The sequence below is a fragment of the Mesorhizobium tianshanense genome, from assembly GCF_007830515.1.
Lineage (GTDB): Bacteria > Pseudomonadota > Alphaproteobacteria > Rhizobiales > Rhizobiaceae > Mesorhizobium > Mesorhizobium tianshanense.
Window position 1 is genome coordinate 1 of record NZ_VLKT01000113.1, and the last position, 10,142, is coordinate 10,142.

The 10,142-nt window shown below is 58.3% G+C and carries 14 protein-coding genes and 2 pseudogenes; 7 read left to right on the forward strand and 9 right to left on the reverse strand.

All coding sequences use genetic code 11. The features are described 5' to 3' along the window. Positions 1-437: cation transporting ATPase C-terminal domain-containing protein (locus tag IQ26_RS38070; RefSeq protein WP_240547464.1), on the forward strand; the 437-nt coding region annotated here is incomplete at its 5' end. A 226-nt stretch (positions 438-663) separates the two neighbouring features. On the opposite strand, the gene IQ26_RS38075 is transcribed toward IQ26_RS38070, so the two are convergent. Beyond that, the gene (locus IQ26_RS38075) at positions 664-1,299 is read right to left on the reverse strand and encodes a reverse transcriptase domain-containing protein (protein WP_208760309.1); all 636 of its coding nucleotides are present in this window, start codon (positions 1,297-1,299) and stop codon (positions 664-666) included. 97 nt (positions 1,300-1,396) lie between these two features. On the opposite strand from IQ26_RS38075, the gene IQ26_RS38080 reads away from it, so the two are divergent. Then, positions 1,397-1,687, forward strand: coding sequence for a hypothetical protein (locus IQ26_RS38080; RefSeq protein ID WP_240547465.1), 291 nt, complete (start codon positions 1,397-1,399; stop codon positions 1,685-1,687). A 208-nt stretch (positions 1,688-1,895) separates the two neighbouring features. Here the strand turns inward: IQ26_RS38080 and IQ26_RS38085 are convergent, their stop codons facing one another. The 6 genes from IQ26_RS38085 to IQ26_RS39380 all read right to left on the reverse strand — a co-directional run bounded on the left by IQ26_RS38085 (position 1,896) and on the right by IQ26_RS39380 (position 4,950). Continuing rightward, the gene (locus IQ26_RS38085) at positions 1,896-2,696 is read right to left on the reverse strand and encodes a universal stress protein (protein ID WP_240547466.1); all 801 of its coding nucleotides are present in this window, start codon (positions 2,694-2,696) and stop codon (positions 1,896-1,898) included. An 85-nt stretch (positions 2,697-2,781) separates the two neighbouring features. Then, a complete protein-coding gene (locus IQ26_RS38090; RefSeq protein ID WP_145723475.1) occupies positions 2,782-3,252 on the reverse strand; it encodes a BA14K family protein in 471 nt (156 codons plus the stop codon). 113 nt (positions 3,253-3,365) lie between these two features. After that, positions 3,366-3,530 (reverse strand): DUF3309 family protein, encoded by a 165-nt coding sequence (locus tag IQ26_RS38095; RefSeq protein WP_145723476.1) that lies wholly within the window; start codon positions 3,528-3,530, stop codon positions 3,366-3,368. 305 nt (positions 3,531-3,835) lie between these two features. Next, positions 3,836-4,009 carry a CsbD family protein gene (locus tag IQ26_RS38100; RefSeq protein ID WP_145723482.1) on the reverse strand — a complete coding sequence of 58 codons (174 nt, stop codon included), beginning with the start codon at positions 4,007-4,009 and terminating at the stop codon, positions 3,836-3,838. Between the two features lie 328 nt (positions 4,010-4,337). Then, positions 4,338-4,673: a hypothetical protein gene (locus IQ26_RS38105; protein WP_145723477.1), complete on the reverse strand. Its 336-nt coding sequence runs from the start codon at positions 4,671-4,673 to the stop codon at positions 4,338-4,340. Between the two features lie 103 nt (positions 4,674-4,776). Then, positions 4,777-4,950, reverse strand: coding sequence for a hypothetical protein (locus tag IQ26_RS39380; RefSeq protein WP_156090981.1), 174 nt, complete (start codon positions 4,948-4,950; stop codon positions 4,777-4,779). A 280-nt stretch (positions 4,951-5,230) separates the two neighbouring features. Here IQ26_RS39380 and IQ26_RS38110 point away from each other — a divergent pair, with 280 nt between their 5' ends. After that, on the forward strand, positions 5,231-5,626 hold the full coding sequence (locus tag IQ26_RS38110; RefSeq protein WP_145723478.1) for a cupin domain-containing protein: 396 nt from the start codon (positions 5,231-5,233) through the stop codon (positions 5,624-5,626). Positions 5,627-5,757: 131 nt separating this feature from the next. On the opposite strand, the gene IQ26_RS38115 is transcribed toward IQ26_RS38110, so the two are convergent. After that, positions 5,758-7,716, reverse strand: coding sequence for an ABC transporter ATP-binding protein/permease (locus IQ26_RS38115; protein ID WP_240547467.1), 1,959 nt, complete (start codon positions 7,714-7,716; stop codon positions 5,758-5,760). 286 nt (positions 7,717-8,002) lie between these two features. Here IQ26_RS38115 and IQ26_RS38120 point away from each other — a divergent pair. The 4 genes and pseudogenes from IQ26_RS38120 to IQ26_RS38135 all read left to right on the forward strand — a co-directional run bounded on the left by IQ26_RS38120 (position 8,003) and on the right by IQ26_RS38135 (position 9,869). Next, positions 8,003-8,574 (forward strand): annotated as a pseudogene (locus tag IQ26_RS38120) (DUF2127 domain-containing protein). A gap of 558 nt (positions 8,575-9,132) precedes the next feature. Then, positions 9,133-9,342: a hypothetical protein gene (locus IQ26_RS39605; protein WP_162458193.1), complete on the forward strand. Its 210-nt coding sequence runs from the start codon at positions 9,133-9,135 to the stop codon at positions 9,340-9,342. 5 nt (positions 9,343-9,347) lie between these two features. After that, positions 9,348-9,578 (forward strand): hypothetical protein, encoded by a 231-nt coding sequence (locus IQ26_RS38130; RefSeq protein WP_145723480.1) that lies wholly within the window; start codon positions 9,348-9,350, stop codon positions 9,576-9,578. Between the two features lie 26 nt (positions 9,579-9,604). Beyond that, a pseudogene (locus tag IQ26_RS38135) lies at positions 9,605-9,869 on the forward strand (hypothetical protein). A gap of 21 nt (positions 9,870-9,890) precedes the next feature. Here the strand turns inward: IQ26_RS38135 and IQ26_RS38140 are convergent. Beyond that, positions 9,891-10,142, reverse strand: a 252-nt coding sequence (locus IQ26_RS38140) for a DUF982 domain-containing protein (protein WP_240547468.1), incomplete at its 5' end; no start/stop codon positions are given.

Here is a 10,142-nt window from a genome sequence, read left to right on the forward strand (position 1 = left end):
GGCGCTGGAGCATAAAGGAGATTCAGCGCTTCATGATTGTCTTCGGCCTGATCAGCTCGGTATTCGATCTGCTGACCTTCGCCATCCTGCTGCTCGTGTTCCATGCGGGCGAAGCAACCTTCCAGACCTCGTGGTTCATGATTTCGCTCCTGACCGAACTCGCGGTAGTCCTCGTGCTGCGAACCCACAGGCCTGCCTTTCGCAGCAGCCCCAGCCGGCTGTTGTTGTGGTCGACGCTTGTGGTGGCCGCTGCGACCCTCACCATTCCGTTCCTCGGGCCGCTGAGTTCGGTGTTCAGCTTCGTGCCGCTCTCGGCGCTCCAGATGGGCGCCGTCCTTGCCGTCGTCCTCGGCTATATCGTGGCGACGGAAGTGGCGAAGGCGTCGTTCTTTCGATCGGACAATACTGACAAACCTTCGAGACAAGCCCACACTTGAACCGACCGCCGGTGGGTTGGTAGTTGAGCCTATTGCCGGCGGGACAACGGCGGGAGCACCCCATCTTGCCGACAGCTGCCGCCACGCATTCCGCTCTCGGCTCCAGCCGCGAGACCGGACTTCGAAGCGAGGATGCAACCGCACGGCCCGAAGCCCTCCTTCGCAAGCGCAGGTCCGTACGGGGAGAGGCATGAGCGGCGCCGAGGTCGGCCGAGTTCGAGCTATTTCAACAGCGGGAGTGAGCCCTACGCCCGCATCGGAGGAAACTGCCTGCCACGCTTGGCGGTAGGTCTTCGCGCCACCCATCATCGGTTTCTTCCACGGGGCATTCCAGCCACATCTTGATGAGGTGCAGCACGCGCCGATCAACGATCCGGCGCGCTACCGACTTCATCAGTTCGGCATGCGGAATGCTCCCGAAGTAGTCCGCGAGGTCGGCGTCCACCACTTCCGGATGACCACGGAACAGCAGCTCCTCCACCTCGATCACCGCCTGTTGGGCATTGCGCCCGGCACGATAGGCATGGATTTCCGGTGGAAGGTCGGCTTCGAAGATCGGCTCCAGCACCAGCATCGCTGCCGTCATGCAGACCCGATCCCGCACGGTCGAGATGCCCAGCGGCCTGAGTTTGCCGTTGGCCTTCGGTATAAACACGCGTCTGATTGGTTCCGGTCGGTAAGTCTCCTTTCTGAGCGCAAGCGCCAGTTCGCCGAGCCACCGCTCGACCCCATACGCTTCGATGTCCGCGAAGTCCTGACCGTCCACGCCCGGTGCGCCCTTGTTGGAGCGGCACTGGGCATAGGCATGCGCCAGAACATCCTCGCGGCTGATCTTGTCGTACAGGGCATAGGAGGTTGCCATCGGTTGCACTGTTGTCAACCGCATGCTCGCCTGTGCACGCCCGGAGTCCGTTCGCTGCACACAAAGCAGGGCATAGCCCGCGACATCAAAGACCCTATTGCGCCGCTTGTCGCATCCATGCACCAACGCCGTCGAGGTGGCGACGCCGCTCGTCCACGCCATGCTCGACAAGCAAAATCGCGAAATCCTCGATGAGCCGGTCGGCATTCTTGGCAACATCGCACCGCGTGCTGCCGCGCGCACGAAAAAAGGCCGGGAAAAGGTCGCCGAGTGGCCCAAATATCTCGAACACCGGTCCGCAAGTTCCCAGAACCCGCAGGACCCGATGGCCACCTACGATCTCGGCTGGATGTGGCGTGAACTCAACATCGAAAACCTTCGCCGATGAACCTCGCCATACACCATACCAAGCCTTGTGACCGATTTTTACACGTACTTTCAATCCACCCCTACCTCTCCGTGCTCGAAGAATTGGCAAACTACCTGCCGAACCGCACTGCATAAGCGGCGCAAATGTTGCTGATTGCTTGGCGTGACGAAGCTCACCTTTTGTATGATTTCCGCCGTGACCATGGAACGTGCATTGCGGCGCCGGGTCAGTGCGACATCACGACCGGCATCGTGATGTTATGGAGAAGCTCTTCGGAGACACCTCCAAACAGGGATTCCCACAGGGGCGAATGCCCGTAGGCTCCGGCCACGATCAAGTCGGTTTCCTCACGATCCAGGCTCGCGAACATTGCGTCGATCGCGTCGACCTCTCCGGTGTCCCGCCATCCTTCGACGGTCACCTTGATCCCATGACGCCTGAGGTGAGCCACAACGTCTAGCACCTCGGAACTGTGTGGATCGAAGCCTGCGTCGAAGACGAAAAGTGTGACACGCTCAGCCCTAGCGAGCATCGGCATTGAGTCATGGAGAGCGCGTGTCGATTCCCGGCTGAAATTCCACGCCAAGAGAATGCTCCGCCCGATAGTCTCTTTGGCTTCCCACCCGACCGGCAAGATGAGCATCGGCACGCCTGCTGTGAGGAGCACGTCTTTGGGGACTGTTGCCGCCGCAAGATGAGCGCTGTCCGTATGAGGCTGGCTCGATACGATGAGATCGGCGCAATGCGAGAAAAGCTCCAGTGCGGTCTCGGCTGATCTCCCTGCAACTCGGCACTCGGCTTCCAGGCCGGCTCTCCGGACCATCTTCTCAAACGTGTCCTGGATGGCTTCCGCCCGTTCCCGCTTGTCACCTTCGAAAGCCGCGGCAGTGCTGATGTCGACGCCGATCAATTTCGCCCTGTGTTGCTTGGCTATTTTGATCGCGGTCTCGACCCTGGGCTCGTTTAGATCGCTGGCGTCCAAATAGACGATGATATCCTTGTACGACATAATTTCCTCGTATGACATAATTTCCTCCGCAATAGAAAGCGCGCGCAGAAATCTTTCAAAGCGCGCGAAACGAAGCGGGGCTTCCAAGGGCGCGGGCAAAATCTCAGTAGGGCGAATAGCACTGCCGACGCGGGCCGTTGTAAGGCTGGAAGGTATTATCCGACGCGCGATACGACCTGTAGTGGTCGTAGCACCACTGCACATGGGCGTTGCCTGCGTAGACACGGTTCTGGTTGTTGATGATCGCGCCGCTAATCACCGCGCCAGCGGCGAAGGCGGCAAGCGGGAACCAAAAGTCGCCGTGCCGGCGATAGCCGCGACGGTACTCGCGGTAGCCGCGGTGGCCGTTCCAGTACATGCCGTCGCTGCGTACAACACCGCGGTTCACATGTCGGTTGCCGTGGCGACGTATCCATCGCGGGTCATCGTTGCGGGCTTCCACAGTCTGGACGTCGTTCGAAGCTGACGGAGCCTGCGGTACGAACATCTGCATGGCATTGGCCGGCAAGGCGGCGGAAGCCGCAAACGAAGCTGACAATGTGCCCGCCAGTATGCCTGACATGATCTTGTTCATGATCTTCTCCCACGGGGGGGTGGTTACCCTTTGTGTGTTTGAACGATTAGAGAGTTATGCTTGCGCCTGTATTAAATTCGTTGAGAAGCGGCGGCGGTATTTCTCCCATAAGCTCAAACTCGTCCCATGAGAACCAAGACGACGACGACGATCAGAATTACGCCAAGAATACCAACGCCGCCGTGGCCGAACCCGTAGCCGTATCCACCGAAGCGGCCACTAAAGCCGCCGAGCAGGAAAATGATAAGCAAGATGATAAGTATGGCTCCAAGCGACATGGGTTCTTCTCCTTTTGATCCCTTTGGTCGGACCTTGCCGACGCTCAGCCTATTCCGACAAATTCGATTAACTGGCCTTTCACTGTTCGAATGGCCATGCGCGCACCAACTAGCTACTTGCCTTCTATGGAGACTCCGTCCTTACCGATACTCACTGTGACCCCGGTTTGCTGTTCTCTGTAGAGCTGATAGCCGACTACAGCCACAGCGGCCGCGAGCACGCCGATTACCAGATAAAGAATGTTACGGTTCATGAAGAGCGACCTCTATCGATTTGGCGATCTAAAGAGCTGCCAGCATAGTGCCTATTTTTCCTTGATGACGTCTTTGATGCCGCCGACGGCGTTCTGGACCTTGCCTTCGAATTTGTCGGCCTTACCCTCGGACTCCAACTTGACGTCACCGACCGCCTTGCCAAGGGCTTCCTTTATTTTCCCTTTTACGACCTTCGCAGACCCAATAACCCTGTCTTTGTCCATCATCCATTCCTCCAACTTTCTCTTCTGCTTGATAACGTTATGAGCAATGCGCGAGTCGTCCTTGATTTCAATCAAAGCGAACCGCGCGGGCGCGGCGCGCCTATGCCAGGCACGGGATTGGGGAGGGAGCAGGGCGTCGGCAGCCGACATGGCCAGTGGTCACAGAGGTGGGCCCCCAGGGCGGGCCTTCGGCATCTGCGAGAGCCGAGACAGCGATTAAATGCTCCGTCGGCCTGTTCTGAAGCATTCATGTAGTCGGCAAGTCCATCGCCGGAAAGGCGTGGGTTCTTAACTTGCCCATGAGTCTTGACGGACATGGAAGTGGTCGTTATCCGCCACTTTTCTTGCGGGCGGCTGGTCTGCCTCTGCGATCCGATCCTGGCAAGATATTGTCGCCTACAAGACGGTCTTCGGACGATAGTTTGGGCCGTATGGAATGATCGACAGCGCCGATCTCACCTAGCCAATCTTCATAGCCAGCATTCATTTTTGACGTTAGCTCTTCCGGCTGATCTACCCCGGATTGAAAGAGGCCCATGAGCCGCCGCCCGAAATGTTCTCTTGCCGGGTGGCCTTTGGGAATTCCTGCCTCGGTACAGTAGTCGTTGAGAACCTTGGCGAGCATTGAGAGCTGCTCGGAGTCGATTGGATGGTCGAAAGACATTGCCCCTCATGGGCGAAAGCGCGATCGACTCGTCCACGCGCAGGCGCCCGAACTATGGCCAGCGGCAAAGAAAATTGTACGCTTCCGACAGTCGGTTAGCGAGTCAATTCCCGATCTTGCCGAGATGCCAAGCCGCAGCCATCAGTCTGTTGAGCGCGGCGGCATCTTCCGCCGTATCGAATGGTCGCGCCGTAGCCGTTCCATCCAGCGCCAGAACGACAGCCAGGAATGGAAGGGCGAGCACAGCCGGGCTGTATGACGGGCGAGTGATTTTCATCGCCCAAGCTACCGGGCGCTCCGGCATTTAGCCAAGGTGGTATAATTGCTTAGACGAGCGCTTTTCGGTCTAGGTTTAACTGCTACCTAACCGGGAAATCGCCATGGGTCGCACTGGTGATGTGCGTCTTGATGGTGGGGATGATAGTGCTCGCCTAGCAGCGGACAGCGTCGGACGTGTCCGGCATGTTGATCTAAGTCAACATGCCTGGCCACTGCGGTGATAGCCTTTCCAAGGCTGGCGTTGTGCTGCCCCAAGCTTAACCTACGGAGTCGCTGACATGAAGGGCTACGTCGCGAATATCGAAGATTTGGCCGAAAAAAATAGAGATTTCCGGCGGGTGCTCTACACGGCCCATCATCTGCAACTGGTGCTGATGTCGCTAAGGCCCGGACAGGATATTGGGGTGGAAACGCACAAGACCCACGACCAGTTCTTTCGGGTCGAGAAGGGCAAAGGCGAGATTGTCATCGACGGGATCACCCACAAGTTAAAGACTGGCGACGCGATCCTTGTGCCCGCAGGCGCCTCCCACAATCTTTTCAATGTGGGTGCGAAGAGTCTGAAGGTCTATACTATCTACGGCCCACCAAATCATCGCGACCAGCTGGTCCAAAGCAAGAAGTCGGTCGCCGAGTTGTCGTCGGAGCATTTCGACGGCAAGGCTACCGAGTAGCGCGCAACGGTATGGACGCCGTGGGGACGGCGCTTACGTCCTCTTGGGTAACCTCATTCCCGTCAATTGCGTTGCGCCTCGGTAGATGCCTTGCGAAATCGGCGTGCAGGGTACCCGATAAAGGTGTAGAGCTATCCCTGGCCGCTGGACCGCGGCTGTACGTCTTCGCGCTCTCCCATCTTGGCCACCGGTTTTACCCGCGCCGGACCCACGGGGCCGCCTTTCGTATCCGCAAGCGGCTCCTTTCTAGTGGTACCGTTTGCGATGGTGACCACGCTGTCGTAGAAGCCCTTGCCGGTGGAGGATCTTGGAGGTGTGGCATCATGCATGATGCTGATGACCGTCGCGCTCGGACAAGCATCCTTGATCGCTTGGTGGAAGGCAACCGTAGCGTCGGGGTCGAGAGCGCTCGTCGACTCATCCAGAAACAGCAACCCCGGCTGTAGCAGGAGTATCCGCGCGAGCACGATCTTCTGCTTCTGACCGCCGGACAGAAGCTGGTCCCAGCTATGTCCGTTGAGCCCCTCCTGGGCGAGGTCGCCAGCGAACTCGGCAAGGCCTGCTTTGGTCAGCGCGACGGCGACGTCAACATCCGAATGGGCTTCAACAAGATCAGGCATGCAAATCAGTTCCTTGAGGGATATGGGGGGTAGGTTCACATCCTGAGCGGCATACAAGCTTCGCACGCTCTCGGGCAGAATTGCCGCGCCGCGACCATGCGGCCAGAGGCGATTGATAGCTTTGAATAGAGACGACTTGCCGCTGCCCGACTCTCCGACGAGCAAGGTCCATTCTCCTGGCTTGAAGTGGTGCTTGCCGGTCCTGATAAAGGGCACATCATCGCCCTCATGCATCAGTTCCAGATTATTGAGGGTCAGGCCAAGTTTGGGGTCCTGCGTGCTGTAACGCAGTTCGGAGTGGCCGGTTCGCGCGTAGAACTCGCGCGGCCGCTGCACATCCTCGATCGCCCTTGCAAGCTCGGTCAGGCGACTTGAATTCGCCTTGAGCGTCGATATGTCCGGCATAACATGGATGAACCAGGAACAATCAATTATCAGCGCATTCGCCAGTTCGGCCCCCGTAATGTAGACTTGCAGGCTGATCTCGTTGTCGACATAGGGCAACAGGCCCGGCGCGTAGGCAACAATCCGAGTACCCAGGAAATTATAGAAGAGCTCAAATGCCATATACCCGGAAACCAGCTTGTTGAGCCTCGCCCAAGTGCGATCGATGTCGAGATAGCGGCGTTTGTGGATGCCCTTCTGCGCAATCTCGCCCGAGGCGGCGGCAGTGTAAAAGCTGTTGTGGAGAAGCGTGTTCAGCGCGCCGCGGTAACTGCCCTCGGCCCTCTGCATTGTGTTGTCCAGCACCTGCAACACAGCCCCCAGCTTCGTCGCGACGAAGGTTGCAATTGGGACGTACGCAACGACGGCAACAAGCGTCAGGAAGGCGCTGCCATAGTCGCCGAAGAAGGGCAGTCCATTAACCGGGGCGGATGTTTCGACGATCTTACTGCCAACAAAGACAAGTGACAGTAGCACCCCTGCGATACCCATGGCGACGCCAATGGCACCGCCGGCCATTCCCTTGATCGATTCCTGGACACGCTGATCAATATTGTCGGGGACCGAGATCTTGGGCGGTATGGCATGGGTCGCGCCCTGTTGGAGGTGATAGTGCGTATGGTTGCTGTCGAGCAGAGCATCATTGAAACCCCGATCAAGCCACGCACGCCACCTGCGGTGCAGCGTCGTTGAAAAATAGTGGCGGACCGCGATGAAGCCAACATCCTTGAGGACCACAATCGCGGCAAGTGTTGCGGCACTTTCCAAGATGGTCCTCAGCGTCGCAGGGTCTTTAGGACGGTGAAGAAGAGCGATCGCGCTGACGAGCTGGCCCGACACCTCTGCAAACCAGACACTGGCCAAAGCCGACAACGCTGTAAGTATGATGATGACCGATGTCAGCCCCCATGCCTCCAGCCAACTCTTCGATCGCCAGTAAGAGGCCATCAGGCCGGAGAAGCTGCGCATCGAGGAAACGGGAGTTGCCGGCTGCTGCTCTACCGACCGACGGCTCAACCAGCGCAACGCAACCTCCCGCTGTTGATGAGCGGGTGTCTAGGCACGCAGCGCTCTTAGCATATAAAACTGGCTCTTCCCGCCCGATAGGATGAGGGGCACCAAAGGGGAAGATTCTGTACAAGGCATGTTGGGTGACGCCAAGAGAGAATTTGCTGCTGCCGATATGGTGCCGGATCGCCCTTCCTGTCGGTTACGGACATGGAGTGATGGCTGATCCTAGCCTACGTTCGCCCTGCGATGTCGTGAGGGCTGCATCCATTGTTTGGTTCCGTTATTGCTCGCGAGGTGGATTGTGAAGCCTGTCCATGAGCGCCGTATCCATCAGATTTTCGAGATTGGGGTCTGGCTCAAGGGTGCGCACGCCCTGATCGAATGCGTCGGCGGGCTCCTGCTTTATGTCGTCAGCACCGACACCATTGCCTCTTGGGTCAATGCCTTCACGCAGGACGAACTGATCGAAGATCCGAACGATTTCATTGCAGGCCATTTGTCGCAGATGGCGAGCATTTTTACGCCTTCCACCTGCTCAGCCACGGCCTAATAAAGCTGTTCTTGGTTGTCGGGCTTTTGAGAGGCAAGCTGTGGTCGTATCCGGCTTCGCTCGCTGCATTGGGCGCGTTCATGTTCTACCAAGTGTATCGCTATTCCTACACCCATTCGTTCGGCCTGCTTGTCCTGACCGTCTTCGACGCGATCGTCATGGTGCTGATCTGGCATGAGTGGAAGGTCGTGCGGCAACACAAGCAGTTGCAGCGAGCAGCATGCATTAGATGCCACGCTAAGCCGTCCTCGGACGTCGCTTCGGCAGGCGCCTGGTTTTGGGCATGCCAAGCTAAATTCACTCGCCTTGAAGAGTGGAAATGAATCGCCTCGTGTAACATTGAGACCCTCATCTGATCAACACTCTTCCCACGCCGCCGCATTGGCATTGATTTGGATCAATGGCGCCGACCTCACTCCGACATATCTTGCATACGAGGTTCCTCCTGCGTCGCGCGGCACAAAAAGATGGACTTGGCACTTCCCTCTTGAACGGAGCCCGCATTGAACGCGCACAAGCTGCCCAATCTCGTGGGCATTGCTGAGCTTCCATTCGCTGCCGCGCTTACGTCTTCCACCAGTATCAGGCATGAACCCAAAATAGGAATTCAGTCCTCTCCTGGTCAATTCGCTCTTGACATTTATGTTCTCTTTTTGTTCCATGCGAGCGTGAAGCGTTTGGAGTAATCGCCATGGACCACATCGTGACGCTCGACAGCCGCGAAGAGGCCGCCCTTCAAGAGATCGCCGACAACTTCGTTGCCCTCCACAAGGGGATGTGATGAAGGCGCTCAAGGAACTGATCGTCCTCAACGGCCGCCTTCAGGAGCGCCTTGACGCACTCTCGGCGCCGCGCCGGGCTTCCCGCTAGGAGGAACGGCAATGGGCATCCTGCACCTAGACGCCGAAGCCAAGGTCGAACTGCACTCGAAGGCGGTGAAGCTGATAGCCCGCTACGAAAGCCCCCTGGAAACCGTGAAGGCGCTCATGGTTTATAACTGTGAGCGCGAAACCAAGATCCTCGCCATAGCCCACCGGCATCCGGGGCTGGCGGAGCTCAGCTATGACGATACGCCGGTGGTGTTGGGGTGATAGCCATGGGCGACCAAATCAATAGGTCGCAGCAACAGCAACTTGATCCTGCCGCCGACTGGGAGCTTGCGGCCGACGAAGCCATCGCGGCCCGTGGTGGGGCCAGAGAAGCAGTAAAGGCGCTTCTTATCGCCAACGCTGCCCTGGAGCGTGAATTGGCACTGGCGGCCCCCGCTGTGAGCCATGGGTTTAGCCGAGGATGGCACCGCCGAAGGTGGTACAGCGAGACCGACTAACCATTGCCCAGGGAAAGGCATCCAGCATGTCACAGACCATTCTTCCTGAGCCGAAGGCACCCAAGCTGATCGTCGTCACCGCCTTCGACCGAGATGAGAGCGGGGACCTCCAGCCAGCCTACGGAACCAGCCGAGCAGCAGACGGAAGACCGAGCAATAAGGACCGCAAGGGCCTTGGCGGGGAAACATGCTGGTGTCATCGCATGGTCACGCGAAGCCAACCCCGCTCTGGGCGAATACGGCGAGCCGATGACGCTCTTCGTCGGCGGCGACGTACCCGACATGGAGTGAAGACCGACCGGTCAGGAGACCCTAAGCAGGTGGGAGGAACATGCTCTCCTCTTTGGCTGCCGCCTCAAAGGCCTTACGGGCATCCTGAGGGGGCACGTCGCCTTCCATGGCGGCCATGCAGGTCTCGACCGCCTGCTTCCACTTAGGGCCCCGTTTGGTCCACTTCAGGAGCTGCTCAGATGCACCCTCGACGTGGCTAACCCCGAAGCGAATGCCCGGACGGTCAGTCCGAACGTAGACCGGAGGGTTGAACCAATGGAGGGACATTCGGAA

Bases quoted from the DNA above. Each gene is read 5' to 3' on its own strand.
- IQ26_RS38075 (WP_208760309.1), bottom strand. From the start codon at position 1,299: ATGGCAACCTCCTATGCCCTGTACGACAAGATCAGCCGCGAGGATGTT.
- IQ26_RS38085 (WP_240547466.1), bottom strand. From the start codon at position 2,696: ATGTCATACGAGGAAATTATGTCGTACAAGGATATCATCGTCTATTTG.
- IQ26_RS38090 (WP_145723475.1), bottom strand. From the start codon at position 3,252: ATGAACAAGATCATGTCAGGCATACTGGCGGGCACATTGTCAGCTTCG.
- IQ26_RS38095 (WP_145723476.1), bottom strand. From the start codon at position 3,530: ATGTCGCTTGGAGCCATACTTATCATCTTGCTTATCATTTTCCTGCTC.
- IQ26_RS38100 (WP_145723482.1), bottom strand. From the start codon at position 4,009: ATGGACAAAGACAGGGTTATTGGGTCTGCGAAGGTCGTAAAAGGGAAA.
- IQ26_RS38105 (WP_145723477.1), bottom strand. From the start codon at position 4,673: ATGTCTTTCGACCATCCAATCGACTCCGAGCAGCTCTCAATGCTCGCC.
- IQ26_RS39380 (WP_156090981.1), bottom strand. From the start codon at position 4,950: ATGAAAATCACTCGCCCGTCATACAGCCCGGCTGTGCTCGCCCTTCCA.
- IQ26_RS38110 (WP_145723478.1), top strand. From the start codon at position 5,231: ATGAAGGGCTACGTCGCGAATATCGAAGATTTGGCCGAAAAAAATAGA.
- IQ26_RS39605 (WP_162458193.1), top strand. From the start codon at position 9,133: ATGGGCATCCTGCACCTAGACGCCGAAGCCAAGGTCGAACTGCACTCG.
- IQ26_RS38130 (WP_145723480.1), top strand. From the start codon at position 9,348: ATGGGCGACCAAATCAATAGGTCGCAGCAACAGCAACTTGATCCTGCC.